This is a genomic window from Luteimonas abyssi (genome assembly GCF_001482195.1).
Classification (GTDB): Bacteria; Pseudomonadota; Gammaproteobacteria; order Xanthomonadales; family Xanthomonadaceae; genus Luteimonas; species Luteimonas abyssi.
This window is the reverse complement of record NZ_KQ759763.1, coordinates 2,070,477-2,096,722: the sequence shown is the minus strand read 5'-3', so window position 1 is coordinate 2,096,722 and position 26,246 is coordinate 2,070,477. Positions and strand designations below refer to the sequence as shown.

Below are 26,246 nucleotides of genomic sequence, written 5' to 3'. Positions count from 1 at the left end.
GCGCTCTCCCATCCATCCGACGCGCGCTTCCTGGCGTCGCGTACAGGCGGCGCGCAAGCGCCGAGCAACGGCCGCCTCCGGGTGGCAAGTAGCCGAGAGAACATCACGTGCTGGCCGAATATCTGCCGACCCTGCTGTTCCTGATCGTTGCCACCGGCATCGGCATCGCCCTGCTGATCGTCGGCAACGTGTTGGGACCCAAGCGACCGGGGGCTGAAAAGCTGTCTCCCTACGAGTGCGGCTTCAACGCGTTCGAGGACGCGCGCATGCAGTTCGACGTGCGCTACTACCTCATCGCCATCCAGTTCATCATCTTCGATCTGGAAATCATCTTCATCGTGCCCTGGGCCACCGTGTTCCGCGACCTCGGTGTCGTCGGCCTGGTCGAGATGGCCATCTTCGCCGGCATGCTCCTGCTCGGCTTCATCTACGTGTGGAAGAGGGGAGCCCTGGAATGGGAGTGATCCAGTCCATCCAGCGCGTCGCCGACGCCGCCAGCAATCCGCTGCCCGAAGGCCGCGTCGACGACATCCTGCGTCCGGAAGGCGAGAACCCGCTGCTCGAGCGCGGCTTCGTCACCACCAGCGCCGACATCCTGCTCAATTGGGCGCGCACCGGCTCGATGTGGCCGATGACGTTCGGCCTGGCGTGTTGCGCCGTGGAAATGATGCACGCCGGTGCCGCGCGTCTGGATCTCGACCGCTACGGCGTCGTGTTCCGTCCGTCGCCGCGCCAGTCTGACGTGATGATCGTCGCCGGCACCCTGGTCAACAAGATGGCGCCGGCGTTGCGCAAGGTCTACGACCAGATGCCCGACCCGAAGTGGGTGATCTCGATGGGCAGCTGCGCCAATGGCGGCGGCTACTACCATTACTCCTATTCCGTCGTGCGCGGCTGCGATCGCATCGTGCCGGTCGACGTCTACGTGCCGGGCTGTCCGCCCACCGCCGAGGCGCTGGTCTACGGCATCCTGCAGTTGCAGCGCAAGATCCGCCGCAGCACCAACTTCGGCGAGCACAAGACGGGGATGCGCGGATGAGCGGCGTCGAATTCGTCGACCGCCTGCGCGAACGTTTTCCCCAGGCCGAAGTGACCGTCGCCGCGCCGCGCGGCGAGGTGGGCATCGTGTTCGACGCCCGCGAGTATCTCGCCGGATGTCGCGCGCTGCGCGACGAGTACGGTTTCGAATCGCTGATCGACCTGTGCGGCGTCGACTACCTCAGCTACGGCAGCGACGAGTGGGACACCGACGTGTCGTCCGAAGGCTTCAGCCGTGGCGTTGAGGGGCGTGGCCCCGGCCGCTTCGGCTATGGCGAGGCGCCGAGCCGCCAGCTCGACCAGCCGGAAGGCGAGGGCGCGCTCGTGAACCCGGGCCGCCGCTTCGCATCGGTCGCGCAGCTGCTTTCGGTCGAGCACAACCGCCGGCTGCGGGTCACCGTGTGGGCCGACAACGACGACCTCCCGATGATCGATTCGGTGACGTCGATCTGGCCGGGCGTGAACTGGTTCGAGCGCGAGGCGTTCGACCTGTTCGGCATCGTCTATGCCGGCCACCCGGACCTCCGTCGCATCCTCACCGACTACGGCTTCGTCGGCCATCCGTTCCGCAAGGATTTCCCGCTGATCGGCAACGTCGAAGTCCGCTACGACGCCGAGAAGAAGCGCGTGGTGTACGAGCCGGTGACGTCGGTGGAGCCGCGCGTGGGCGTGCCGCGCGTCGTGCGCGACGACGCCCGTTACCAGACCGCAGCCGGCGAGTCGCAGACGCGCCAGGCGGAGACCCGGAAATGAGCACCGTGCACCAGGCGACCGAGGCGTTCGCCAGCAGCCCGGCGGAGCTGCGTCAGGAGATCCGCAACTACACGATGAACTTCGGCCCGCAGCATCCGGCCGCGCACGGCGTGTTGCGCCTGATCCTGGAGATGGATGGCGAGACCATCGTGCGCGCCGATCCGCACGTCGGATTGCTGCACCGGGGCACCGAGAAGCTCGCCGAGTCCAAGCCGTTCAACCAGTCGATCGGCTACATGGATCGTCTCGACTACGTGTCGATGATGTGCAACGAGCATGCCTACGTGCGTGCGATCGAGACCCTGATGGGGATCGAGGCGCCGGAGCGCGCGCAGTGGATCCGCACCATGCTCGACGAGGTGACCCGGATCCTGAACCATCTGATGTGGGTCGGTTCGAACGCGCTTGATCTCGGTGCGATGGCAGTGTTCCTGTACGCCTTCCGCGAGCGCGAAGAGCTGATGGACGTCTACGAGGCGGTCAGCGGCGCGCGCATGCACGCGACCTACTACCGGCCCGGCGGCGTGTACCGGGACCTGCCCGGGCAGATGCCGAAGTACAAGGAAAGTCCCTGGCACAAGGGCAAGACGCTCAAGCGCTTCAACGAGGCGCGCGAGGGTTCGCTGCTGGACTACCTCGAGCACTTCACCCGCGATTTCCCCAAGCGCGTCGACGAGTACGAGACCCTGCTCACCGACAACCGCATCTGGAAGCAGCGGACGGTCGGCATCGGCGTGATCAGCCCGGACGACGCGAAGGCGTGGGGCATGACCGGCGCGATGCTGCGCGGCTCGGGCGTGGCCTGGGACCTGCGCAAGAAGCAGCCGTACGCGAAGTACGCCGAGGTCGACTTCGACATCCCGGTCGGCGTGGAAGGCGATTGCTACGACCGCTATCTCGTTCGCATCGCCGAGATGCGCCAGTCGACGCGCATCATCGAGCAGTGCGTGCGCTGGCTGAAGGCCAACCCCGGCCCGGTGATGGTGGACAACTACAAGGTCGCGCCGCCGTCCCGCGAGGAGATGAAGGACGACATGGAAGCGTTGATCCATCACTTCAAGCTGTTCTCGGAAGGCTATTCCGTCCCCGCCGGCGAGACCTACGCCGCGGTCGAGGCGCCGAAGGGCGAGTTCGGCTGCTACCTGGTCTCCGACGGCGCCAACAAGCCGTTCCGCGTGCACCTGCGTGCGCCGGGGTTCGCGCACCTGTCGTCGATGGACGCCTTCGTGCGCGGCCACATGCTGGCCGACGTCGTGGCGATGATCGGTACCTATGATCTTGTGTTTGGTGAGGTGGATCGATGAAGGCCACCGGTAATTTCGAGAACGCCCGCAGCGTTGATCCGATGGTCGTCCTCAGCGACGACACGCGTGCGCACATCGACCACTGGTTGACCAAGTTCCCGCCCGACCGCAAGCGGTCGGCGGTGTTGCAGGGCCTGCATGCCGCGCAGGAGCAGAACCAGGGCTTCCTGACCGACGAGCTGATCGCCGGCGTGGCGAAGTACCTCGACCTGCCGCCGGTGTGGGCCTACGAGGTCGCGACGTTCTACTCGATGTTCGAGACCCAGCCGGTCGGCCGCAACAACGTCGCCTTCTGCACCAACATCAGCTGCTGGCTCAACGGCGCCGAGGATCTGGTCGCGCATGCCGAGAAGAAGCTCGGGTGCCGCCTGGGCGAATCCACCGCCGACGGGCGCGTCTTCCTCAAGCGCGAAGAAGAGTGCGTCGCCGCGTGCTGCGGTGCGCCTGTGGTCGTGATCAATGGCCATTACCACGAGAAGCTCACCGCCGAGAAGGTGGACGAGCTGATCGACGGACTGAAGTGAGGCGACGCGAGATGGCGCATCACCACCCCAAGATTTCCGAAGGCTACGGCCCCGTCGGCCCCGCGCCGCAGGAGCATCAGGCGGTCTACACAACGTTGCATTTCGACAAGCCGTGGTCGTACGAGAACTACCTCAAGACCGGCGGCTACCAGGCGCTGCGCAAGATCCTGAGCGAGAAGATTCCGCCCGCCGACGTCATCGAGATGGTCAAGCAGTCCGGCCTGCGCGGCCGTGGCGGCGCAGGCTTCCCGACCGGCCTGAAGTGGAGCTTCATGCCGAAGGGCGACATGCAGAAGTACATCCTCTGCAACTCGGACGAATCCGAACCGGGCACGGCCAAGGACCGCGACATCCTGCGCTACAACCCGCATGCCGTGATCGAAGGCATGGCGATCGCCTGCTACGCGACGGGTTCGAGCGTGGGTTACAACTACCTGCGCGGCGAGTTCCATCACGAGCCCTTCGAGCACCTGGAAGAAGCCACCGCCGAGGCCTATGCCAACGGTTGGCTGGGCAAGGACATCCTCGGCTCGGGCATCGACATCGATCTGTACAACGCGCTCGGCGCGGGTGCCTACATCTGTGGCGAAGAGACCGCGCTGATGGAGTCGCTGGAAGGCAAGAAGGGCCAGCCGCGCTACAAGCCGCCGTTCCCCGCCAATTTCGGCCTGTACGGCAAGCCGACCACGATCAACAACACCGAGACCTATGCGTCGGTGCCGGCGATCGTGCGCAACGGCGCCGAGTGGTTCATGGGTCTCGGCAAGCCGAACAACGGCGGTTGCAAGATTTTCTCGGTGTCCGGTCACGTCGCGAAGCCGGGCAATCACGAGATCCGCCTGGGCACGCCGTTCTCCGAGTTGCTCGAGCTGTGCGGCGGCATGCGTGAGGGGCGCACGATCAAGGGCGTGATTCCCGGCGGCTCGTCGATGCCGGTGCTGCCCGGCGAGGTGATGATGGGCCTGACGATGGACTACGACGCGATCCAGAAGGCCGGCTCCGGCCTCGGGTCCGGCGCGGTCATCGTCATGGACGACACCACGTGCATGGTGCGCGCCTGTCAGCGCATCGCGCGCTTCTACTACAAGGAATCCTGCGGCCAGTGCACGCCGTGTCGCGAGGGCACCGGCTGGATGTACCGCATGCTGACCCGCATCGCCGAGCACACCGCCACGGTCCAGGACCTGGAGATGCTGCGCGCGGCGGCCGGGCAGATCGAGGGGCACACCATCTGCGCGTTCGGTGAGGCCGCCGCGTGGCCGGTGCAGGGGTTCCTGCGCCATTACTGGGACGAGTTCGAGTACGCCATCGTGAACCGCCGTTTCCTCGTCGACGACCAGCGCAACGGCACCGTGGTGCAGAAGGCGGTGGCCGCATGAGCGCGCAACCCGTGAATCCCGACCTGCCGCCGGATCACGTCACCGTCTTCATCGACGGCGTCGAGATGGCCGCGCCCAAGGGCTCGATGATCATCCAGGCCGCGGACAAGGCCGGGATCCCGATCCCGCGGTTCTGCTACCACGACAAGCTGAGCATCGCGGCCAACTGCCGCATGTGCCTGGTCGATACCGAGGTCGGCGGACGTTCGGCGCCGAAGCCGTCGCCGGCGTGTGCGACGCCGGTGATGGACGGCCTGAAAGTCTTCACGCGTAACGACAAGGCGCTCAAGGCGCAGCGCAACGTGATGGAGTTCCTGCTGATCAACCATCCGCTCGATTGCCCGATCTGCGATCAGGGCGGTGAGTGCGAGCTGCAGGACCTGTCGCTGGGCTACGGCCGTTCGGTCAGCCGCTTCGCCGAGCGCAAACGCGTGGTGCCCGACGAGGATCTCGGCTCGCTGGTCGCCACCGAGATGACCCGCTGCATCCAGTGCACGCGCTGCGTCCGCTTCACCGCGGAAGTCGCCGGCACCTACGAACTCGGCGGCATGCAGCGCGGCGAGAACCTGCAGATCGGCACCTACGACGGCAAGCCGCTGACCACCGAACTGTCCGGCAACGTCATCGACGTGTGCCCGGTGGGCGCGCTGACCAACAAGGTGTTCCGTTTCCGCGCACGTCCCTGGGAGTTGATCGCCAAGGAATCGCTGGGCTACCACGACGCGCTGGGCAGCAACCTGTTCCTGCACGTGCGCCGTGGCGAGGTGCTGCGCACCGTGCCGCGCGACAACGAGGCGGTCAACGAGTGCTGGTTGTCCGATCGCGACCGTTACTCGCACCAGGGCCTGGCCGCCGAGGACCGCGCTACGAAGCCGCTGTTGAAGGACGGCGACACCTGGCGTGAGGCGAGCTGGGACGAGGCGCTGGCGCGTGCCGCGCAGATCCTGCGCGACAACGCCGCCGACGATCTGGGTGTGCTGGTCCATCCGGCGACCTCGAACGAGGAGGGTGCGTTGCTGGCCCGCCTCGCCGAGGGCCTGGGGACCGGCAATCTCGACCACCGCATCGCCCAGCGCGACCTGTCCGGCGATGCCGTCGCGGCGCCGTTCGCGATGCCGGTCGCCGACATCGCCAAGGCCGGGACCGTGGTCATCGTGGGGTCGAACCTGCGCCACGAGCTGCCGCTGCTGCACCATCGCGTGCGCCAGGCGTGGACGCATGGGGCGAAGGTCCATGTGATCAACCCCGTCGATTTCGACTTCACCTTCGATGTGGCCTCGAAGACCATCGTGCCGCCGTCGGCGATCGCCGGCGTGCTCGGCAACGACGCGTTCGGCGCTGCGGCGGGCGAGGGCGACCGCCTCGTGGTGATCGTCGGTGCGCTGGCCGAGTCGGGCGTGCATGCCGCGGCGATCCGCGACGCGGCGGCTGCGTTCGCCGCCGCGCACGGCGGTGCGCTGTGCCGGATCCCGCAGGGCGCCAACGCGATCGGCCTGAGTCGTCACGGCGTGCTGCCGACCTCGCGCGACGCGCAGTCGATGCTGGCCGACAGCCGTTCGGCCTACGTGCTGTACGGGGTCGAGCCCGGTCTCGATTTCGCCGACCAGGCGCTCGCGCTCAAGGCGCTCAGCGGCGCCCAGGTCGTGGCCTTCAGCCAGTTCGCCTGCGCTTCGACGCGAGCGGTGGCGGACGTGATCCTGCCGATCGGCGCGCTGCCCGAGATCGACGCGACCCTGACCAATCTGGAAGGACGCGAGCAGCGTGCCGTCGCCGGCGGTCGCCTGGCGGGCGATGCGCGACCGGGCTGGCGCGTGCTGCGTGCGCTCGGCGCCCAGCTCGAGCTGGGCGGCTTCGATTTCGTCGATCTGCCCCAGCTGCGCGCCGGCCTGGCCCAGCGCGATGTGCAGGTGCGTGCCGGGCAGGCACCGCAGGGGAGCGACGGCCTCGAACTGGCGACCGCGCCGGCGATCTACCGCAGCGATGCCGTGGTGCGCCGCGCCGCGGCGCTGCAGTCGCATCCGCTCAATCTCGGTCCGCGCATCGTGTTGCATCCGGAAGATGCGCAGGCGATCGGCGCGGCGCACGACGGGATGGCCAAGGTGTCCAACCATGCCGGGACCGCGACGCTGCAGGTGACCGTCAGTGATCAGGTCGCGCGCGGCGCGGTCTTCGTGGAAAGCGGTTACGGCGCCACGGCGGCGCTGATGGCCGGCAACGTACAGGTGGTGCCGGCATGACGACGGCCGAATTGCTCCAACAGGTGGTCGGACCGCTGCGCGATGCCTTGTTCTCGCTCGGCGCGGTCGGCACGGTGCTGTGGATCGTGCTCAAGGTCCTGGCGATCGCCATGCCTGTGATCATCACCGTGGCGTTCTACGTGGTCTGGGAACGCAAGCTGATCGGCTGGATGCATGTCCGTCACGGGCCGCAGTACGTCGGCTTCGGCGTGCTGCAGGCCTTCGCGGACGTGTTCAAGCTGTTGTTCAAGGAAGTGCTGCAGCCGGCCAACGCGCACCGCTCGCTGTTCCTGCTGGCGCCGTTGATCACCCTCGCGCCGGCGTTCGCGGCGTGGGCGGTGGTGCCGTTCGATGCGCAGCTGGTGCTGTCGAATGCCAATGCCGGTCTGCTGTATTTGCTGGCGATGACCTCCTTGGGCGTCTACGGCGTCATTCTCGCCGGCTGGGCGTCCAACTCGAAGTACGCGTTCCTCGGCGCGATGCGCTCGGCCGCGCAGGTGGTCAGCTACGAAATCGCGATGGGCTTCTCGCTGGTCGGCGTGCTGATCGCCGCCGGCAGCCTGAACCTGACCGACATCGTGATGGCGCAATCGGGTTCGGGCGGTTTCCTGAGCTGGTTCTGGCTGCCGTTGCTGCCGCTGTTCGTCATCTACTTCGTGTCCGGCGTGGCCGAGACCAACCGTGCGCCGTTCGACGTGGTCGAGGGCGAGTCGGAAATCGTGGCCGGCCACATGGTCGAGTATTCGGGGTCGGCGTTCGCGCTGTTCTTCCTCGCCGAATACGCGAACATGATCCTGATCAGCTTCCTCACCGCGCTGTTCTTCCTCGGCGGGTGGCTGTCGCCGTTCCACGGCTGGGGCATCCCGTTCCTGTCGGTGGACGGCTGGTGGTGGCTGTTCGCCAAGGTCTTCTTCTTCGCCAGCTGCTTCATCTGGTTCCGTGCCTCGTTCCCGCGCTACCGCTACGACCAGATCATGCGGCTGGGCTGGAAGGTGTTCATCCCGATCAGCATTTTCTGGATCGTGGTGACCGCGCTGTTGGCGTACTTCGGCGTGCTCGAGGGGGTACAGCGATGAGCGGTGTCGGTAATTTCTTCCGCAGCCTGTTGCTGCTGGAGCTGCTGGGTGGGCTGAAGCTCACCTTCAAGTACCTGTGGCGCGACAAGTACACGATGATGTATCCGATGGAGAAGCAGCCGCAGTCGGTGCGCTTCCGCGGCCTTCATGCGTTGCGCCGCTATCCCAACGGCGAAGAGCGCTGCATCGCCTGCAAGCTGTGCGAAGCGGTGTGTCCCGCGCTTGCGATCACCATCGACTCGACCCAGCGCGAGGACGGCACCCGCCGCACCACGCGTTACGACATCGATCTGTTCAAGTGCATCTACTGCGGCTTCTGCGAGGAATCGTGCCCGGTGGACTCGATCGTCGAGACCCACGTCCACGAGTATCACTTCGAGAACCGCGGCGAGAACATCGTCACCAAGCCGCAGCTGCTCGCGCTCGGCGACCGCCTCGAGGCGGAGATCGCCGAACGTCGCGCCGCCGACGCCGCCTACAGGTAAGTCATGGATTTCATTCTTCCCGCCTTCCTGGCCTTCGCCGCGATCACCGTGATGTCCGCGGTGGCCGTGATCAGTGTGCGCAACCCGGTGCACGCAGCCCTGTTCCTGGTGCTGACGTTCTTCAGCACCGCCTGCACCTGGATTCTCGCCGGCGCCGAGTTCCTCGGTGTCGCGCTGATCCTGGTCTATGTCGGTGCGGTGATGGTGCTGTTCCTGTTCGTGGTGATGATGCTCGACATCGACGTGAGCTCGATGCGCGAGGGTTACGTGCGTTACCTGCCGGTCGGTCTGCTGGTCGCGGTGGTGATGCTGGCGCAGATGCTGACCCTGATCGGCGTCGGCTCGCGCGGCACGCCGTTCGGTGCGGATCCGGCCGAGGTGGCTGGGCTCAGCAATACCGAATGGGTCGCGCACACGCTGTTCCGCGACTATCTGCTGCCGTTCGAGATCGCCGCGCTGATCCTGACCGTGGCGGTCGTGGCCGCGGTGATGCTGACCCTGCGCGTGCGGACTGGCAACAAGACCCAGAATCCGGGCAAGCAGGCGGCCGTGCGTGCTGCCGACCGCTTCCGCCTGGTGAAGATGGACGCCGAGCGTCCGGCGCCGTTGTCGCCGCCGCCCGCCACCGACGGGGAGGGCAAGGCATGAGCCTGTTCGGCGAAGGTCTCGCGCTGGGCCATTACCTGGCGTTGGGCGCGGTACTGTTCTGCATCAGCGTGGCCGGCATCTTCCTCAACCGGAAGAACGTGATCGTGCTGTTGATGTCGATCGAGCTGATGCTGCTCGCGGTCAACATCAACTTCATCGCGTTCTCCCGCCATTTCGCCGATGCGACGGGCCAGGTCTTCGTGTTCTTCATCCTGACCGTGGCCGCGGCGGAAGCCGCGATCGGCCTGGCGATCCTGGTCACGCTGTTCCGCAACAGACGCACCATCAACGTCGCCGACATCGACACGTTGAAGGGGTGAGGGAAGCCGTTTGCGAGCCACTGGCTCGCGGCTTCCCGAACGCCCGGTCATGGATGGCCGGGCCGGACTCTCCGGAGCCCACGCAACACCGCCATGGATGGCACGCACGACAACTCGAACACAACAACGGCCGCAGGCCCGGAAAGCCCGCACCGCCGCGAACTCCTGCCGAGAACGGCCGGGGAGGGCTCGAGGGCCCGATGCGACACCGTCGGCAACGGCGGACGTGACAACGCAGGCATCGCCAGCGCCCACTGGGCAGCGGTGCCCCGACAACGAGGCCGTCGCAGTCGCGATGCGGACCAACCCGGTTCGCAGCGTCCGGGAGGGCCTCACGCAACGACGCGGCAGCGCCTGCTTGCAGGCACCGCCGAACCGGCTGTAACGGTCCGCCCTGTGCGACCCGGTCAATGGACAACCTGATGGCGATTTCGACAACCCACTTGCTGATCATCGTGCTGGCGCCGCTGCTGGGCTCGATCATTGCCGGCCTGTTCGGCCGCCAGGTCGGTCGGGCCGGCGCGCACACCGCGACCATCCTCGGCGTGGCGATCAGCTGCGTGCTGTCCATGTACGTGATGTGGCAGCTGCTGCAGGGGGCCGCGCCGTACAACGAGAACGTCTACACCTTCTTCGAGGTGGGCAACTACAGCGCCCACGTCGGCTTCATGATCGACAAGCTGACCGCGATGATGATGGTGGTGGTCACCTTCGTCGCGCTGCTGGTGCACATCTACACCATCGGCTACATGGCCGAGGATCCTGGCTACCAGCGCTTCTTCAGCTACATCTCGCTGTTCACCTTCTCGATGCTCATGCTGGTGATGGGCAACAACTTCCTGCAACTGTTCTTCGGTTGGGAGGCGGTGGGCCTGGTGTCGTACCTGCTGATCGGTTTCTGGTTCAAGAAGCCCACCGCGGTGTTCGCCAACATGAAGGCCTTCCTGGTCAACCGTGTCGGCGACTTCGGCTTCCTGCTCGGCATCGCCGGCGTGCTGTACTGGTTCGGCAGCCTCGACTACGCCACCGTCTTCGCCAACGCCACCGACCGCATCGGCGGCGGCCAGACCGTGCAGATCATCGCCGGCTACGAGTGGTCGGTCGCCACCTTGATCTGCATCTGCCTGTTCATCGGCGCGATGGGCAAGTCGGCCCAGGTGCCGCTGCACGTCTGGTTGCCCGACTCGATGGAGGGCCCGACCCCGATCTCGGCGCTGATCCATGCCGCGACGATGGTGACCGCCGGCATCTTCATGGTCGCGCGCATGTCGCCGTTGTTCGAGCTCAGCGACACCGCACTGGCCTTCATCCTGTTCATCGGTGCGACCACGGCCTTCTTCACCGGCCTGATCGGTATCGTGCAGAACGACATCAAGCGCGTCGTGGCGTATTCCACGCTGTCGCAGCTGGGCTACATGACCGTCGCCCTGGGCGTGTCGGCGTACTCGGCGGCCGTGTTCCACCTGATGACCCACGCGTTCTTCAAGGCGCTGCTGTTCCTGGCCGCCGGCTCGGTGATCATCGGCATGCATCACGAGCAGGACATGCGCAAGATGGGCGGCCTGCGCAAGTACATGCCGATCACCTTCTGGACCAGCGTGATCGGCACCCTGGCCCTGGTCGGCACGCCGTTCCTGTCCGGGTTCTACTCGAAGGACACCATCATCGAGGCCGCCGGCCACGCCGCCGAGCGCATGGGTTGGGTGGGGCAGTACGGCTACTGGGCGGTGTTGCTGGGCGCGTTCGTCACCAGCTTCTACAGCTTCCGCCTGCTGTACCTGACCTTCTTCGGTGAGGAACGCTTCCGCCACGCGCATGCGTCTCACGAACATGCCGCCCACGACGCGCACGGCCAGGAGACCCACGCCGAGCCGCTGGACGGCGATGCCCACCACGACGACCACGGCCACGGCCATCACGCGCACGAACCGCACGAATCGCCGTGGGTGGTGACCCTGCCGCTGATCCTGCTGGCGATCCCGTCGATCGCGATCGGCTTCTTCACCGCCGGTCCGATGCTGTTCGGCACCGACTGGAGCGGCCACCACGAGCAACTGCCGTTCTTCCTGGGCGCGATCGACCTGGCCCCGGCGCGCGACACCGTGCTCGCGTTGAAGGACGAGCTCTGGCACGGTCCGGTGGGCCTGGGCCTGCACGGCTTCATGGTGCCGGCGTTCTGGCTGACGTTCGCGGGCTTCGCGCTGGCCACGCTGATGTATCTCTGGCGCACCGACCTGCCGGCCAAGGCCGCGCGCATCTTCGCGCTGCCGATCCGGGTGCTGGAGAAGAAGTACTGGGCCGACGACCTGTGGATCGACGGTTTCGCCGGCGGCGGTCTGCTGCTCGGCCAGGTGTCGCGCAAGAACGACGAAACGCTCATCGACGGGCTGTTCGTCAATGGCGCCGCCCGCGTGGTCGACCTGGTGGCGAGCGTCTCGCGCCGCGTGCAGTCCGGCTTCCTCTACCACTACGCCTTCGCGATGATCCTCGGCCTGATTGCTCTGCTGGCCGTGCTGATCTTCCAGTGGCGCTGACGCAACACGATACGGAATACGACCTGTGGCGAACTGGCCTCTTCTCAGCCTCCTGATCTGGCTGCCGATCCTCGGCGGCGTGCTGACCCTGTTGTGCGGCAACGCGCGGCCGAACACCGCCCGCTGGGTGGCGCTCGGCTTCGCCCTGCTGGCGCTGGTGGTCAGCCTGCCGTTGCTGACCGGCTTCGACTTCGCCAACGGCGGGTTGCAGTTCATCGAGCACCGGGAGTGGATCCCGGCCTACGACATCCGCTACCACCTGGGTGCGGACGGCATCTCGGTCGCGCTGATCGTGCTGACCACGATCACCTCGGTGCTGGTGCTGATCGGCGCGTGGGGCTCGATCGACAAGCGGGTCGCGCACTACTACGCCGCGTTCATGATCCTGGAAGGGATGATGATCGGCGTGTTCGCCGCCGTGGATGCGGTGCTGTTCTACGTGTTCTTCGAGGGCATGCTGATCCCGATGTTCATCATCATCGGCGTCTGGGGCGGCCCGCGTCGCGTGTACGCGGCGATGAAGTTCTTCCTCTACACCTTCCTCGGCTCGGTGTTCATGCTGGTCGGCCTGGTGTACCTGTACATGAAGGGCGGCAGCTGGCAGCTGCCCGACCTGTACGCGCTGCCGCTCACCGCCACCGAGCAGATGTGGCTGTTCTTCGCCTTCCTGATCGCCTTCGCGGTCAAGGTGCCGATGTTCCCGGTGCACACCTGGCTGCCGGACGCGCACGTCGAGGCGCCCACCGCCGGCTCGGTGGTGCTGGCGGCGATCATGCTCAAGATCGGCGGCTACGGATTCCTGCGCTTCAGCCTGCCGATCACCCCGGACGCCGGCCACGAATACGCCTGGCTGGTGATCGCCGCGAGCCTGATCGCGATCGTCTACGTCGGCCTGGTCGCGCTGGTGCAGGCGGACATGAAGAAGCTGATCGCCTATTCGTCGATCTCGCACATGGGCTTCGTGACCCTGGGCACCTTCATCGCGTTCACCCTGATGCGCGACACAGGCAACCCGGACGCGGCGCGGCTGGGCCTGCAGGGCGCGATGGTGCAGATGATCTCGCACGGCTTCATCTCCGGCGCGATGTTCTCCTGCGTCGGCGTGGTCTACGACCGCATGCACACGCGCATGATCCGCGATTACGGCGGCGTCGCGAACGTGATGCCCTGGTTCGCGGCGTTCATGGTGTTCTTCGCGATGGCCAACGCCGGCTTGCCGGGCACCTCGGGCTTCGTGGGCGAGTTCATGGTGATCCTGGCCGCGTTCCAGGCGCATCCGCTGATCGCGTTCACCGCCGCGCTGACGCTCATCATCGGCGCCGCCTACAGCCTGTGGCTGGTCAAGCGCACCCTGTACGGCGAGGTGGCGAACGCCCACGTCGCCGCGCTGACCGATATCAACAGGCGCGAGGCCTTCGTCCTGGCCGCATTCGCACTCGGCGTGCTGGCCATCGGCGTGTACCCGAAGCCGCTGACCGACCTGATGGAGCCGTCCATCGCGCAACTGGCGGATCTGCTGACCGCCACCAAGCTCTGAGGAACACCCGCGATGACCGTCGCCACCATGACGCCCCCCGTCCGCACCCTGGTCGAGTTCGCGCCGCTGATCCCCGAACTCGCGGTGGTGTTCGGCGCGTTCGGCCTGCTGATGCTGGACCTGTTCCTGCCCGAGCGCCGCCGCATCGTCACCCACGCGCTGGCCATCGTGACGTTGCTCGCCGCCGCCGCGTTGATCGCATTCGGCGTGGGTGGCCAGGGCACGGTGATGGAAGGCCTGTTCGAGCGCGACACGGTCTCGGACGTGCTGAAGTTCACCATCCTCGTCGTATCCGCCATGGCGGTCGCCTACAGCTGGTCGTACCTGCGCGAACGCAACCTCTACCGCGGCGAGATCGTCGTGCTGATGCTGTTCGCCGTGGTCGGCATGATGCTGCTGGTCTCGGCCGGCAACCTGACCATGGTCTACCTGGGGCTCGAGCTGCTGGCGCTGTGTTCGTATGCGCTGGTGGCGATCGACCGCGATAGTCCGCTGGCCTCCGAGGCCGGCATGAAGTACTTCGTGCTCGGTTCGCTGGCCTCGGGTCTGCTGTTGTACGGCATGTCGCTCGTCTACGGCGCCACCGGCACCCTGTATCTCGAGGGCATCCGCGAAGCCGCGGCCACCATCGCCGGCGAGGACCGCGTGCTGTTGCTGACCGGCCTGGTGTTCGTGGTGGTCGGCGTGGCCTTCAAGTTCGGTGCCGCACCGTTCCACATGTGGCTGCCCGACACCTATCACGGCGCACCCACCCCGGTGACGATCTTCATCGGCGCCGCGCCCAAGCTGGCCGCGTTCGGCATGGCGTTCCGCCTGTTCGAGGGCGGGTTGGGTCCGCTGCAGGAGTACTGGCAGCCGCTGCTCGGTGCGCTGGCCGCGCTGTCGCTTGTGATCGGCAACGTGGTCGCGCTGGCGCAGACCAATCTGAAGCGCATGCTCGCGTACTCGACCATTTCGCACGTCGGCTTCCTGTTCCTGGGCGTCGCCGCGGGCGGGCAGGACGGTTTCGCGGCGGCGATGTTCTACACGATCAGCTACGCGATCATGTCGGCGGCCGCATTCGGCGCGATCGTCATGCTGTCGCGCAAGGGGTTCGAGGCCGACCGGATCGAGGACTTCAGGGGCCTCAACAGCCGCAGTCCGTGGATGGCGCTGCTGGTCATGATCACCATGGCCTCGTTGGCCGGCGTACCGCCGTTCCTCGGCTTCTGGGCCAAGCTCGCGGTGCTGCGTGCGGCCGTGGGTGCGGACATGCTGTGGCTGGCGATCGTGGCGATCGTCTGTGCCGTGATCGGTGCCTACTACTATCTGCGCGTGATCAAGGTGATGTACTTCGACGAGCCGGAAGGCGCCGTCGTGCAGCCGCGCGAGGGCGTCATGCTGCGCACGATGTTCTCGTTCAACGCACTGGCCCTGCTCGCGCTCGGCCTGTTCTGGAGCCCGGTCATGACCTGGTGCCTGCAGGCGTTCGCCGTCTAGGCGACCCTCGCTCCGCTCTGCCGGCCGGCTCCTGAAACGAACCGGCCGGGATTGCGGCCCGCCTCGCGCGTCCCGCCGCCGTTCGGCCCGTTGTCGCGGATGTCGAGGCTCCCCCCGGACGTCGACGTCCGGCCGGCGCCGAGGTCGGCGCCGGGCCGGCTCTCGCACGCGTGGTCCGTTCCGGTCACTGCGCCGATGTCGCGTCGCAGCAGCGCGACGTTGCGCCCTCGCGCGTGCGTGTCTGCGTTCGATGCAACGCGGCACCCGATCCGGCGCTGTGTCGCAGCCCGCCTGTGATGCCGATCAAGACTCGCCACATTGCGTCGCGCGTTCATTTGCGCCTGCGAAATGGACCTGTTAATCCGGATGTGCCCGCCGAATCGACGGCGGGGTGGGGCGACCGTCCGACCCGTCGCGACTGGCCGGATGCGCTCCGCATATCACCGATGCCAAACGAAGAGGTGGTTCATGCAGAAGATCAAGACGACCCGTGAAGCCGGTCCCCAGCAGTCCCGCGGCGCCGATGGCCGCGATGCGCTCGAACAGTTGATCGACAAGATGGAGCAGCGGGCGCCGCAAGGCAGTGGGCTGGACCGGCAAGGCGTGGCGCCGCAGAGCACCTGCGCCGGCCGCATCTACTGTTTCTGATATTTCCTGCCCGGCATCCAGCGTGGCTGCGACGGCCGGGCATCCCATGCAACCGCGAGGAGAACGAAATGGAGAAGGTCCGGACCAGCAGGGAACAACACCACACCGATCGCCGTAACCGCGATGCGGGACAGCGTCTCGATCAGCTCATCGGTCAGCTGGAGCAGCGCGCGACGCCGACGGGCACCGCCCTCGATACCCGGGGACATGCACCGCAGGCGACCTGTTCGCGCTTCCAGTATTGCGTGTGATCGATCCGCCCGCCCCGTTGCATGCGGGGCGGGCATCCGCGGACGGCACGACGCCAGCAGCGATGGCGGCGATCAACGACTCGGGACGTGGCGTGCCCGCGACGATCGAATGGGGCCGGTTCGCGGCCGAACACTGGCAGCGCTCGCCGGCGCTGCTGCCTCTGTCGGCGGCGCCGTTGTCGGCCGACGAAGCGTTCGCGCTGATCGACGCCATCGTGCGTCCCTTTCGCACCGGCCTGCGTTTCTTCGCGTTGCCCGCATTGAAGTTCCGGGTCGGCGACACCGAGATCCGGGCGCCGGGCGACCTGCTGCCGGATCGCGAGGCGCCCGATCGCGTCGATGCCACGATCGCAGGCTATCTGCAACGTCTCGGCGCCCGTGGGGGCGATGATCCCGCCTGGCTGGAGATCGATCAGCCGTTGATGGCCGATGTCGCCGCCTGGTCGGCAGTGCGCGACTTTCTCCAGGATCTCTGGCGACATACCGGAGTTCCCGTTCAGTCGATCCTCGCCCAACTCGCCCTCGGCCGCTACCAGCATGAGGCGGACTGCAGCGCCGCGGTCTTTCTGCTGCCGCTGTATGGCGACGTCGATGTCGCCATCGAGGAAGTGGGCAAGCCGGCTGCACCGTGTGCGTGGACGGCATCGGCGGGCGATCTCGTGTACGTGCCGGGCGGCTGGCGGCTGCGCGAATGCTGCGCGTCCGGGGCGCTCGTACTTCGGCTGACCCTGCCGCAGGCCGAGGAAGCGCTCGTGCGCGAAGTACGCGAACTCGCGATCGCGATGATGCAGCCGGTGCTGCATCCGGACGGCGCGACGCCCATGGTGCCGGTCGACGGCACCGTGGGTCCTCAGGATCCACTCGATGCGCTCGTGCGGGCGCTGCCGGAATGCGTGCGCGGGCGCGATTTCGAAACAGCCCTGCAGGTCACCTGGGCCGCCCGCCGCAGCGCCTGTGCGCTGGAGCCGGTTCCGTCGCGTGCCGTGCATGCGCCGCTGCAGGCGGACGATCGTATCCATCTGGCGCTCGGAACGCGGATCGTGTCGCTGCCCATGACGGGCGGCGTGGCGGTGTGGGCGGTCAATGGCCATGTCTTCGCCATGCGGGAGGGCGCCGCAGGCGAATCGCTGCGGCGACGTCTGAACGACACGAATGAACCGGTGCGGGTCGGCGATGTCTGCCGCAGCGCGGATGGCGCATCCGACACCGGCCTGGTCGAGCTCCTGGATCGCGTGCACGCCGCACACGGCCTCGTCAGAATGTCGCCGGATATACGTGCGGATGCGCGCGCCCCGGCCCCGGTCGATGCCGCCGGCTGACGGACGTCCGCTCGCGCGGGGCGGCATGCGCCCGGTGCTGCTGCGCTTGCCGGCACGACGGGTGCCGCAGGGCATATCACGCCTGTCGCTGCCGCCGGAGACCGCGGCGCTGGTGCGCGAATTGCGCCGCGGACGCGGCGGTGACCTGTTTCCGTCGGTGGTCCGGCCGGCGCCCGACGGTCTGGTCGACGACATCCGTCCACTCGATGCGCGCGATGCCCAGGTGCTGGCCGACGCCTTTGTCCAGCCCGCGTTCGCGCCTTGGGTCGCCATGATCGAGCGCCTCGGCGCATGGTGCCGTACCCAACAGGCGGAGCATGCCGGGTTGCTGCGCGCGGGACTGCTGCGGCCCGGCAATGCGGACCTGTTCGCGCCGCTGGTCGGCGGCGCGTTCGTTCGCTGCGCCATCGGTGGGGCTGGGTGCGCGGAGGATGTCGAGCGCGGATTCCGGGATTTCCGCGCGTTCTTCGAGCGTTTCGCGCGTCGTCTCGAACGGGACCTGCGGCGTGGGGCGTTCGGCGGCGAAGTCGACGGGCCGGTGGTCGCGATCCGGACCGCCGCGTCCGAAACCCACAACGGGCGTCAGCGGGTGTTGTGCGTGCGCATGCGTGGCGGTTTTCGCATGGCCTACAAGCCGCGTCCGGTCGATGGCGAGGAGATCTTTCTCGCGGCGGGCCGTGCCGGCGCGGGCGATCCATCCGTCTTTGACGCGATCAACCGGTTGGGTGACGGCTCGGGGCCGGTGCGCTTGCCCACGCTGCGGGTCTGGCGCGGCGTCGGTCGGGACCGGCGCGCGTACAGCTGGCAGGAGTGGATCGAGCCGCCCGTGCGGCGTGGTGCGCTCCGCGCGGGACGCCGCGAGGTCGAGGTGCCGGTGCTGACGCCGCGTGCGGCATCGGCCTATTGGCGGTCCGGCGGTGCGCTTGCGGTGGTGTGCCATGCGTTCGGTGTGACCGACCTGGGCGACGGCAACCTCATGGCCGGACGGCGGCGTGGCGTGCGGGGGGTGCTGCCGTACATCGTCGATCTGGAGATCTTCGCGTGTCCGCTGCAACGGTTGAGCGGCACCGGCCTGGTCGAGCCGGTTGCGCATCGGGGGCATGCCCATCCCGGTTTCCCGGACCGCTTGCGCGTGGACGAGGCGGAAGCGCCGGCGGTGGGGTTTTTCGAGGAGCGGGGCGGCGGTCTGAGTCTGCGCAGCGTCACCGCGGCCCGGGCGCGGCGCCAGAGTCGCACGGTGATCGCCGACACGCTGGGCAACGTCGGCTACGCGGCGTATCTGCTGCCGATGCTGCGCGGGATGTTCGACACGTGGACCCGCATGGGCCTCGATCGCGAAGGCCTGATCGCGCGTCTGCAGACACGCGCACGGACCGGACGCAGCCGGGTCCTGGTGGCGTATACCGCAACCTATGCGCGGGAACTGGAGCGAATGCTCTCGCCGGGCGACGCCGTGCCGACACATGCGCCCGCAGGCAGGCCCTTCAGCGTCGAGGAGCGCGTGCAACTGGGACGTGGCGATGTGCCGTATTTCTTCGCCGCGGCGAGCGGCGGGGGGCTGCAATGGATGGGTGGAATCGATGCCTCCCGTGTCTGCGATGCGGGGCCGCAGGTGATGGAGGAGGCATCGCTGCGACCCGATCCGGCCATGCTGGATGGGCATACGTTGGAATTCGTGCGGCTTGCCGTGCCGATCCAGGACGCCATCGCGTATGTGTATCCGCAGTTGCTGGAGGGTCCGGACCTGTTGCGCGACGACGGCGGGTTGCGCCTGCGCGATCCTGCGTTGGGCGTGGATGTGCGGCTCCGGGACGAGACGACGGGGACCGCAAGCTTCGATTGGCCAGCGATCGGCCGTCGGGTGACGTTCGCCTGGACCGCCGACCGGATCCGGGTCGATGCGGCGCCGCTGCCGCCACCGCCGGCGCGCTCCCGGGCAGTGGCCGCGCGGCTGATGCGGATCGGTCGGTTGGACGCGCCTCTGCGGGCGGCCTGGGCAACCGATGGCTTCCGTGATCGGGACATGGAGCGACAGCTCGCGGCATTGACCGCGGCCGGGCTCGCATGGCTCGTGCAGGTGGTCGAGCGCGAGGGGTGGCCCACCGAGGCAAGAGTGGGGCGTGGTGCCAGCCGCATCGCGTCGCAGCTGGCACAGCATGCCGGTCGAGATGCGCTGGAACTGCAGCGGCAGTGTCTGCAGGCGATGCGCGCAGCCGCGGCGCTGGGCGAGGTTCCGCTGCGGGAGGTCGCCTACCTGAGCGACGCGGTACGGCTCAACGAAGGGCGGCGCCAACGCTACGGCACCAAGTTCCGCAAGGATCGGGGTGGTCTGCGGCCGTGCCCCTTGGAAGCGCCGGCGACGGTGGACGTGCGCCGTCGAAGGATGGGGCTCGCGCCGCTGTCGGACTATCGGCGCGTGCTCGAGCGCCGTTACCGGATCGGAGACGAAGATGCGTGACGGCCCCCATCGCACCGAGACCCGCCTGGACTGGGACCGCTTCGTGCGCCTGCACTGGGATCGCCACCCGGTGGTGTTTCGTGACATCGGCCCGCCGGTCTATCCGGCGGATGCCGTGCTCCGGGCGGTCGCCCGCGCGCGTCCGCGCGACGACGACGACGTGCCGACGCTTCGCTTCGTGCTCGATGGACGGCAGTTGGCCGCGCCGGGGCCCTGGCTGCCCGACCCCCACGACATCGATTTCGACGCCTATGCACGCCGGGTACGCGAACGGGCCGGGGATGCGTGCGAGTACGCGTTGATCGTCAACACGCTGCATCGTCACGGCTATGGCGTGTGGGCGGCGGGGCAGCGTTTTTTCCAGGGACTCTGGCAACGGGTCGGGATTCCCGGCAGCAGCGCGATCACCACCCTGTTCCACGGCAATTACGAACGTACGCCGGTCGGCGTGCACAAGGATCGTTTCGCCACCTTCCTGTTCGTACTCGAGGGTCGCAAGCGGATGCGGTTCTGGCCGCAACGACCGTGGAGCGCGCCGGTGGCCACCTGCGTCGACTATGCGGAGTACGTGGGGAGCTCGTTCGCGATCGACGTCGAACCGGGCGACGTACTGTACTGGCCGGCCGACTACTACCACGTCGGCGAAACCGCCGGAGTCGGACAGGCCACCAGCGTCAATGTCGGTGTGCCCAGGCACGAGCATCGACTCGCGTACGACCTGGATGCGGTGTTGCCGCTCGCGCCCGAGGCATGCAAGGACGCCTTCCGCCCCGAACCGGCATCGATGTTCGCCAGCGAGCGCACCATGCTGCCCGAGGCGATGCGACAGGCGCTGCAGGCGACGCGGGCGGAGTTCGAGATACAGCGGCTGGCGGCCGGTGCGCGCAGATGGCGTCTGCAGTTGGCCACCGCGGGCGGTTTCGTGCCGCCCCCGCCGCTGGTGACGGCCGCTCCCGCGGCAGCGACCGGCAACGCGCACCGATGCGCGGGAGACAGAACGGGGCGGAGCGCGATCGGAGAGAGTTCTGTCGGCGGTGGCCCGGATCGCGATGGCGAGTGTAGACACCTGCGGTTACGCGACGACGCGACACCGCTCGTCTGGGATCGCGACGAAGCAGGGCCAGGCGGACTGTGCGCCGCCGGTGGGCATGTTCGTCGGTTCGAAGACGGCACGGAGATCGGGAGGCTGGTGGATCGCCTCAATGCCGGTGGTCGTGTGGCCGTGGAGGATCTGCCGGATCTACGCGACTGGTTGCTGGCGACGCGGATCGTCAGGCGAGTCGCATGACGGGCAGATCGCGGACATGCAGCGCGTCCGGCGACACAGGACTTGCATCACGATGAGGGTCCGGTCATAATTGCGCTCCTGATGCGGGGTGGAGCAGTCTGGCAGCTCGTCGGGCTCATAACCCGAAGGTCGTAGGTTCAAATCCTACCCCCGCTACCACTCCTAGAGGCAACTCTAGAGTCGGCATCAGGAACGGAAAAGCGTCGCGCTCACGTGCGGCGCTTTTTTCGTTTGTGGCGTTCGTTGTTCGGACGGCTTTGCGACGGCTCGCGACGGCTCGCGGCGTGTCGTGGGCGTGTGGTTCGCGTTGCGTGGCCGGCATCTCCACCGGCAGTGTTGGCCGGCCCGCTAGGCAGCTCAGTTCGCGCAGGCGCGTCAGGCGCCACATGCGTCTGCTTGCGCTTCCGAACCTCCTCGATGCGTTCGCTCGCTCGGGTCCGTCGGACGGCCTTCGATGCGCGAGGGATCCCTGCCGGACTTCGCGAGGCGACGCTAGCGAAGCGGGCCGCGGGAAGGTGATCGCTCCGGATGGATGCGGCGCCTGCCCGATCGTCCGGATGTCCGGAATGCCGCTGTGTCAGTGAGCGTCCAGGACGAGCCGATGACGTTCTCCGGCGGGTGGCTTCGGAACGCGCGCAACGCCCACTGCGAGTATGGCCTGCGTCAATATTCCGTCGAATCGGGCCGGTGCGTGCTTCTACCGCATCTCGTCTGCATGTGTGGCTCGGAAAGGTGACGTGTTGCGTCCGTTTGTCCCGAATCGTGACGTGGTTCTTCCTGGAGTGGCGACGGGATCACATCGATCTCCCGTATGGGACATATATCGACAGTCGATTTCCTTCCTGCCCGAAACGGGCGGTACATAACGTTCACAAGGGGCGTGCTCAGCGCCCTCTGCATGGCGGGGAGGCGGCGTCACAAGGCCTCCCTCCAGATACCGAACGCGTCATATCCCGGAGGTCGCATGGCAGCCCGTCCCAACTACAAGAGCGGTCAGAAATTCATCGCGCGGAATCGCGCACCACGCGTGCAGATCGAGTACGACGTGGAGATCTATGGTGCGCAGAAGAAGGTCCAGGTGCCGTTCGTCATGGGCGTGCTGTCCGATCTGTCGGGTTCCAACACGATCGATCTGCCGCCGCTGGAAGAACGCAAGGCGCTGGAAATCGACATCGACAACTTCGACAGCCGCATGCGCGCGATGGCGCCGCGGGTCGAGGTGAGCGTCCCGAACACCCTGACGGGCGAAGGCGAACTCGGTGTCGACCTGACCTTCGAGCGGCTGGATGACTTCTCTCCCGCGGAAGTGGTCAAGCGGGTCGAACCGCTGGCGCAGCTGCTGAAGGCGCGGACCCAGCTCGCGAATCTCAACACCTATCTCGACGGCAAGCTCGGCGCCGAGCGGGTCATCGCCGAGGCGATCCGCGACCCGGCGTTGTTGCAAGCGTTGACGAGCGCCGCGAAGCCCGCGGACGAAGAGTGAGGAGTTGACAGCAATGGCCAGTAATAAAGCAGCAGTGCTCGAAGCGTCCGCCCTGGACCAGTCCGCCCCGCAGTCGACGACGGCCGACGAGTTCGCGGCCCTGTTGAACCGCGAGTTCCGGCCACGGAACGAACGCGCCGCGGAGGAGGTCCGGCTTGCAGTGCGCACGCTCGCCGAGCAGGTGCTCGATCGGAGCGACATCGTCAGTGCCGATGTCGCCCAGACGATCCAGGCCTACATGGCCGAGATCGATCGCAAGATCAGCGAGCAGTTGAACAAGATCATGCATGCGCCGGCCTTCCAGAAGCTGGAGGGCGCCTGGCGCGGCCTGCACTACCTCGTGTCGAACACCGAAACGGACAATCTGTTGAAGATCCGTGTGCTCAACGTCTCCAAGAGCGATCTGTCCAAGTCGCTGAAGCGCTTCAAGGGCGTGGCCTGGGACCAGAGCCCGGTGTTCAAGAAGATCTACGAAGAGGAATACGGCCAGCTCGGTGGGGAGCCCTACGGTTGCCTGATCGGCGATTACTACTTCGACCACAGTCCGAAGGACGTCGAAACCCTGCGCGGTATCAGCCAGATCGCCGCTGCCGCGCACGCCCCCTTCATCGCCGCGGCGGACCCGGCGCTGATGGGCATGGAGAGCTGGTCGGAGCTCGCGAATCCGCGCGACCTCTCGAAGATCTTCACCACGCCCGACTACGCGGGCTGGCGCTCCCTGCGCGAAAGCGAGGACGCCAAGTACGTCGCGCTGGCGATGCCGCGCACGTTGTCGCGGCTGCCTTACGGCGCCAAGACCGAGCCGGTGGAGGAGTTCGACTTCGAAGAGGACACCGAAGGCGCGGATTCCTCGAAGTACACCTGGCAGAACGCCGCCTACGCGATGGGTGTGAACGTCAATCGCTCGTTCAAGCTCTACGGCTGGTGCACACGCATCCGGGGCGTCGAATCCGGCGGTGCGGTGGAAGAACTTCCGACGCATACGTTCCCGACCGACGACGGCGGCGTGGACATGAAGTGCCCGACGGAGATCGCGATCACCGATCGCCGTTCGGCCGAACTGGACAAGGCGGGGCTGATGCCCTTGGTCCATCGCAAGAACAGCGACATGGCGTCGTTCATCGGCGCGCAGTCGCTGAGCAAGCCGGAAGAATACGACGACCCGGATGCGACCGCGAACGCCGCCCTGAGCGCGCGTCTGCCCTACATGTTCGCGTGCTCGCGATTCGCGCATTACCTCAAGTGCATCGTGCGCGACAAGATCGGTTCGTTCAGCACCCGCGAGCAGATGCAGAGCTGGCTGAGCAACTGGGTCATGACCTACGTCGATGGCGATCCGGCGAACTCCAGCGAGGAAAGCAAGGCGCGCAGGCCGCTGGCCGCCGCCGAGGTCGTGGTCGAGGAAGTCGAGGGCAATCCCGGTTACTACACCTCCCAGTTCTATCTGCGGCCGCACTACCAGCTCGAGGGTCTGACGGTCTCGCTGCGCCTCGTTTCGCGCCTGCCGTCCGCGCAGGGCAAGTAACACCCAGGTACCAACGGGCCCGTGCATGAGGTGCGGGTCGTCCTTTGATCAACAACAATCGGAGATTGCGCAGTGGCATACGACATGCATTTGAAGTTTGAGGGCGGCGACGTCGAGATCATCGGCGCATCCAACCACAAGCAGCACAAGGATGAAGTGCCGATCATCGCGTGGTCGTGGGGCGTGACCAACGCCGGCAATCTGCACACCGGTGCAGGCTACGCGGCGGGTGGCAAGGCCAACGTCCACGACATCTCGATCACCAAGTACATCGACGGCGTCTCCAATGCGTTGCTCAACGCATGCTGCACGGGCGCGCGTATCGAGACGTGCACGTTGTACGTGACCAACGCCACCGGCGAGCAGACCGACTACGTGACGATCACCCTGTCCGAAGGCGTGATGATCACGTCGGTCTCCACCGGCGGAAACGGCGGCGAGGAGCGTCTGACCGAGAACATCACCCTGCACTTCGGCAAGTTCAAGTACGAGTTCCAGCCGCAGGACGAGAAGGGCAAGAAGCTGGGCGGCCCGAAGGACTTCAGCTTCAACATGCAGGAAGTCGCCAAGGCCTGACCGGTCGGCCACCTCTCTCGAATCGGAGCACGGCGCGTCGTGATGAAACTCTCCCCCATGCCAACGCAGGACGAATGTGCACATCTGCTCAGGCGGGGGGACTTCGACTCGGCGTTGCAATGCGCGAAAGAGCGGGTGCGCCGGCAACCGGCCGATGCGGACCTCCGCATCGGTCTTTTCCAGCTGTTCGCCGTGTCGGGGCAGTGGAGCAGGGCGGAAGAGCAACTCCGCCTGGCCGCCGAACTGGATCCCGGCTGCGACGCGCTGGCATCGGCCTATGTGCGGGCGCTTCGCGCCGAGGTCGAACGGGAGCAGGTGATGGCGGGCGAACGCGAGCCGGCCCTGCCGGGCGGTGCGTCGGAATGGCAGCGCGAGTTGCTGGCGGCGCTGCGCCATGAGTGCGAGGGCGCAGCCGGGTTGGCGGCGGCATGTCGGGATCGCGCATTCGAAGCCGCGGATGCGGCTGCGGGCCGCATCGATGGAGCGACCTTCGCCTGGCTCGGCGACGCCGACCCGCGGTTCGGGCCCTGCCTGGAAGTGATGCTCGAAAGCGGTTACGCCTTGGTGGCGTTCTCGCAATTGGATGCGCTGTCGTTCGATCCGCCTGCCACCCTGAGCGATCTGCTGTGGCGCCCGGTGAGCCTGACCTGGCGCGACGGCAAGGTCGACGCCGCGCTGGTCCCATCGCGGTATCCGGGTAGCGAGCGCGACGAGCGCAATGCGGTGCGCCTGGGCCGGCGCACCGAATGGCGCGGCGAGGGCATGCATTCGCGCGGTGCGGGGCAGCGGATGCTGGCCAGCAGCGAAGGGGAGCATCCGTTGCTGGAGGTCGTCGGCATCGTGATGGACGCCCAGGGTCGCGACGAGGCCTCTGCATGGCCGAACTGACCCAGCAGGAGCGCCTGCAGCCCTCGCTGTTGGACAGGCTCACCGACGACGATCGGCATGAGGCCGTCGAAAGCCGCGACGCCCGCGTGATCAACGCGGCCAAGCTGCGCGAGTACGTTATCCGCGACATCTCATGGCTGCTGAATTGCGTGCGCCACTGGCCCGACGAGCAGGACATCGCGGACGCGCCACACGCTTTTGATTCCGTACTGAATTACGGCATTCCCGATCTGGCCGGCGCACTGCTCAGCGGGTTGGACGTGAAGCTGATCGAGAACCGAATCCGGGCGGCGATCGTCGCGTTCGAGCCCAGGCTGTCGGCCGCCAACCTGCAGGTGGTCGCGCGGGTCGACGATTCGCGAATGGATCGTCGGGCATTGTCGTTCACGATCGAATCGGACATGTGGGCGCAGCCCATGCCGGTGGAGCTCTACCTGCGGACCGAGGTCGACCTGGAGAACGGGCGTTTCAGTCTGCTCGAGGGAGCACGCTGACC

Annotated in this window: 24 protein-coding genes and 1 tRNA gene; all 25 read left to right on the top strand. The window is 67.0% G+C overall.

Annotated elements, in window-relative coordinates; all coding sequences use genetic code 11:
* Positions 1-107 precede the first annotated feature (107 nt).
* Complete coding sequence (locus tag RG19_RS08750) at positions 108-464, top strand: NADH-quinone oxidoreductase subunit A (RefSeq protein WP_058834944.1); 357 nt, start codon at positions 108-110, stop codon at positions 462-464.
* Entirely contained in the window at positions 455-1,039 is a 585-nt protein-coding gene (locus tag RG19_RS08745) for a NuoB/complex I 20 kDa subunit family protein (RefSeq protein ID WP_058834943.1), read from the top strand. Before RG19_RS08750 ends, RG19_RS08745 begins: the two co-directional genes overlap by 10 nt.
* Positions 1,036-1,791: an NADH-quinone oxidoreductase subunit C gene (locus RG19_RS08740; protein WP_058834942.1), complete on the top strand. Its 756-nt coding sequence runs from the start codon at positions 1,036-1,038 to the stop codon at positions 1,789-1,791. Before RG19_RS08745 ends, RG19_RS08740 begins: the two co-directional genes overlap by 4 nt.
* Positions 1,788-3,095 carry an NADH-quinone oxidoreductase subunit D gene (locus tag RG19_RS08735; protein WP_058834941.1) on the top strand — a complete coding sequence of 436 codons (1,308 nt, stop codon included), beginning with the start codon at positions 1,788-1,790 and terminating at the stop codon, positions 3,093-3,095. Before RG19_RS08740 ends, RG19_RS08735 begins: the two co-directional genes overlap by 4 nt.
* Positions 3,092-3,619 carry an NADH-quinone oxidoreductase subunit NuoE gene (gene nuoE / locus RG19_RS08730; RefSeq protein WP_058834940.1) on the top strand — a complete coding sequence of 176 codons (528 nt, stop codon included), beginning with the start codon at positions 3,092-3,094 and terminating at the stop codon, positions 3,617-3,619. The genes RG19_RS08735 and nuoE overlap by 4 nt, the downstream gene beginning before the upstream one ends.
* 11 nt (positions 3,620-3,630) lie before the next feature.
* Positions 3,631-4,998, top strand: coding sequence for an NADH-quinone oxidoreductase subunit NuoF (gene nuoF, locus RG19_RS08725; RefSeq protein ID WP_058834939.1), 1,368 nt, complete (start codon positions 3,631-3,633; stop codon positions 4,996-4,998).
* Complete coding sequence (nuoG, locus tag RG19_RS08720; RefSeq protein ID WP_058834938.1) at positions 4,995-7,235, top strand: NADH-quinone oxidoreductase subunit NuoG; 2,241 nt, start codon at positions 4,995-4,997, stop codon at positions 7,233-7,235. Before nuoF ends, nuoG begins: the two co-directional genes overlap by 4 nt.
* Positions 7,232-8,311: an NADH-quinone oxidoreductase subunit NuoH gene (gene nuoH, locus RG19_RS08715; RefSeq protein WP_058834937.1), complete on the top strand. Its 1,080-nt coding sequence runs from the start codon at positions 7,232-7,234 to the stop codon at positions 8,309-8,311. Before nuoG ends, nuoH begins: the two co-directional genes overlap by 4 nt.
* Positions 8,308-8,796, top strand: a complete 489-nt coding sequence (nuoI, locus tag RG19_RS08710; protein ID WP_058834936.1) for an NADH-quinone oxidoreductase subunit NuoI — start codon at positions 8,308-8,310, stop codon at positions 8,794-8,796. The genes nuoH and nuoI overlap by 4 nt, the downstream gene beginning before the upstream one ends.
* 3 nt (positions 8,797-8,799) lie before the next feature.
* Positions 8,800-9,444, top strand: coding sequence for an NADH-quinone oxidoreductase subunit J (locus RG19_RS08705; RefSeq protein WP_058834935.1), 645 nt, complete (start codon positions 8,800-8,802; stop codon positions 9,442-9,444).
* Positions 9,441-9,764 (top strand): NADH-quinone oxidoreductase subunit NuoK, encoded by a 324-nt coding sequence (gene nuoK, locus RG19_RS08700; protein WP_058834934.1) that lies wholly within the window; start codon positions 9,441-9,443, stop codon positions 9,762-9,764. The genes RG19_RS08705 and nuoK overlap by 4 nt, the downstream gene beginning before the upstream one ends.
* Positions 9,765-10,186: 422 nt before the next feature.
* Positions 10,187-12,298: an NADH-quinone oxidoreductase subunit L gene (nuoL, locus tag RG19_RS08695; RefSeq protein WP_058836509.1), complete on the top strand. Its 2,112-nt coding sequence runs from the start codon at positions 10,187-10,189 to the stop codon at positions 12,296-12,298.
* Between the two features lie 25 nt (positions 12,299-12,323).
* On the top strand, positions 12,324-13,835 hold the full coding sequence (locus RG19_RS08690; protein WP_058834933.1) for an NADH-quinone oxidoreductase subunit M: 1,512 nt from the start codon (positions 12,324-12,326) through the stop codon (positions 13,833-13,835).
* 12 nt (positions 13,836-13,847) lie between these two features.
* On the top strand, positions 13,848-15,314 hold the full coding sequence (gene nuoN / locus RG19_RS08685) for an NADH-quinone oxidoreductase subunit NuoN (protein ID WP_058834932.1): 1,467 nt from the start codon (positions 13,848-13,850) through the stop codon (positions 15,312-15,314).
* A gap of 468 nt (positions 15,315-15,782) precedes the next feature.
* Positions 15,783-15,962 (top strand): hypothetical protein, encoded by a 180-nt coding sequence (locus tag RG19_RS08680; protein WP_058834931.1) that lies wholly within the window; start codon positions 15,783-15,785, stop codon positions 15,960-15,962.
* Positions 15,963-16,030: 68 nt separating this feature from the next.
* A complete protein-coding gene (locus tag RG19_RS08675; protein ID WP_058834930.1) occupies positions 16,031-16,213 on the top strand; it encodes a hypothetical protein in 183 nt (60 codons plus the stop codon).
* A gap of 62 nt (positions 16,214-16,275) precedes the next feature.
* Positions 16,276-17,532 (top strand): hypothetical protein, encoded by a 1,257-nt coding sequence (locus RG19_RS17885; RefSeq protein WP_058834929.1) that lies wholly within the window; start codon positions 16,276-16,278, stop codon positions 17,530-17,532.
* 25 nt (positions 17,533-17,557) lie between these two features.
* Positions 17,558-19,990, top strand: a complete 2,433-nt coding sequence (locus RG19_RS08665) for a DUF4135 domain-containing protein (protein WP_162267064.1) — start codon at positions 17,558-17,560, stop codon at positions 19,988-19,990.
* Entirely contained in the window at positions 19,983-21,278 is a 1,296-nt protein-coding gene (locus RG19_RS08660) for a JmjC domain-containing protein (protein ID WP_058834927.1), read from the top strand. The genes RG19_RS08665 and RG19_RS08660 overlap by 8 nt, the downstream gene beginning before the upstream one ends.
* 82 nt (positions 21,279-21,360) lie before the next feature.
* Positions 21,361-21,437 (top strand) — tRNA-Met (locus RG19_RS08655).
* A gap of 805 nt (positions 21,438-22,242) precedes the next feature.
* Positions 22,243-22,761, top strand: a complete 519-nt coding sequence (gene tssB / locus RG19_RS08650) for a type VI secretion system contractile sheath small subunit (RefSeq protein ID WP_058834926.1) — start codon at positions 22,243-22,245, stop codon at positions 22,759-22,761.
* A 13-nt stretch (positions 22,762-22,774) separates the two neighbouring features.
* On the top strand, positions 22,775-24,286 hold the full coding sequence (tssC, locus tag RG19_RS08645) for a type VI secretion system contractile sheath large subunit (RefSeq protein WP_058834925.1): 1,512 nt from the start codon (positions 22,775-22,777) through the stop codon (positions 24,284-24,286).
* Between the two features lie 72 nt (positions 24,287-24,358).
* Entirely contained in the window at positions 24,359-24,862 is a 504-nt protein-coding gene (locus RG19_RS08640) for an Hcp family type VI secretion system effector (protein WP_058834924.1), read from the top strand.
* Positions 24,863-24,904: 42 nt separating this feature from the next.
* Positions 24,905-25,750, top strand: coding sequence for a type VI secretion system accessory protein TagJ (locus RG19_RS08635; RefSeq protein ID WP_058834923.1), 846 nt, complete (start codon positions 24,905-24,907; stop codon positions 25,748-25,750).
* Positions 25,738-26,244 (top strand): type VI secretion system baseplate subunit TssE, encoded by a 507-nt coding sequence (tssE, locus tag RG19_RS08630; RefSeq protein ID WP_058834922.1) that lies wholly within the window; start codon positions 25,738-25,740, stop codon positions 26,242-26,244. Before RG19_RS08635 ends, tssE begins: the two co-directional genes overlap by 13 nt.
* Positions 26,245-26,246 lie beyond the last annotated feature (2 nt).

Excerpts from the sequence above, each read along its gene's own strand:
- RG19_RS08745 (WP_058834943.1), top strand. The coding sequence starts at position 455 with ATGGGAGTGATCCAGTCCATCCAGCGCGTCGCCGACGCCGCCAGCAAT.
- RG19_RS08740 (WP_058834942.1), top strand. The coding sequence starts at position 1,036 with ATGAGCGGCGTCGAATTCGTCGACCGCCTGCGCGAACGTTTTCCCCAG.
- RG19_RS08735 (WP_058834941.1), top strand. The coding sequence starts at position 1,788 with ATGAGCACCGTGCACCAGGCGACCGAGGCGTTCGCCAGCAGCCCGGCG.
- nuoE (WP_058834940.1), top strand. The coding sequence starts at position 3,092 with ATGAAGGCCACCGGTAATTTCGAGAACGCCCGCAGCGTTGATCCGATG.
- nuoF (WP_058834939.1), top strand. The coding sequence starts at position 3,631 with ATGGCGCATCACCACCCCAAGATTTCCGAAGGCTACGGCCCCGTCGGC.
- nuoG (WP_058834938.1), top strand. The coding sequence starts at position 4,995 with ATGAGCGCGCAACCCGTGAATCCCGACCTGCCGCCGGATCACGTCACC.
- nuoH (WP_058834937.1), top strand. The coding sequence starts at position 7,232 with ATGACGACGGCCGAATTGCTCCAACAGGTGGTCGGACCGCTGCGCGAT.
- nuoI (WP_058834936.1), top strand. The coding sequence starts at position 8,308 with ATGAGCGGTGTCGGTAATTTCTTCCGCAGCCTGTTGCTGCTGGAGCTG.
- RG19_RS08705 (WP_058834935.1), top strand. The coding sequence starts at position 8,800 with ATGGATTTCATTCTTCCCGCCTTCCTGGCCTTCGCCGCGATCACCGTG.
- nuoK (WP_058834934.1), top strand. The coding sequence starts at position 9,441 with ATGAGCCTGTTCGGCGAAGGTCTCGCGCTGGGCCATTACCTGGCGTTG.
- nuoL (WP_058836509.1), top strand. The coding sequence starts at position 10,187 with ATGGCGATTTCGACAACCCACTTGCTGATCATCGTGCTGGCGCCGCTG.
- nuoN (WP_058834932.1), top strand. The coding sequence starts at position 13,848 with ATGACCGTCGCCACCATGACGCCCCCCGTCCGCACCCTGGTCGAGTTC.
- RG19_RS08680 (WP_058834931.1), top strand. The coding sequence starts at position 15,783 with ATGCAGAAGATCAAGACGACCCGTGAAGCCGGTCCCCAGCAGTCCCGC.
- RG19_RS08675 (WP_058834930.1), top strand. The coding sequence starts at position 16,031 with ATGGAGAAGGTCCGGACCAGCAGGGAACAACACCACACCGATCGCCGT.
- RG19_RS17885 (WP_058834929.1), top strand. The coding sequence starts at position 16,276 with ATGGCGGCGATCAACGACTCGGGACGTGGCGTGCCCGCGACGATCGAA.
- RG19_RS08665 (WP_162267064.1), top strand. The coding sequence starts at position 17,558 with ATGCGCCCGGTGCTGCTGCGCTTGCCGGCACGACGGGTGCCGCAGGGC.
- RG19_RS08660 (WP_058834927.1), top strand. The coding sequence starts at position 19,983 with ATGCGTGACGGCCCCCATCGCACCGAGACCCGCCTGGACTGGGACCGC.
- tssB (WP_058834926.1), top strand. The coding sequence starts at position 22,243 with ATGGCAGCCCGTCCCAACTACAAGAGCGGTCAGAAATTCATCGCGCGG.
- tssC (WP_058834925.1), top strand. The coding sequence starts at position 22,775 with ATGGCCAGTAATAAAGCAGCAGTGCTCGAAGCGTCCGCCCTGGACCAG.
- RG19_RS08635 (WP_058834923.1), top strand. The coding sequence starts at position 24,905 with ATGAAACTCTCCCCCATGCCAACGCAGGACGAATGTGCACATCTGCTC.
- tssE (WP_058834922.1), top strand. The coding sequence starts at position 25,738 with ATGGCCGAACTGACCCAGCAGGAGCGCCTGCAGCCCTCGCTGTTGGAC.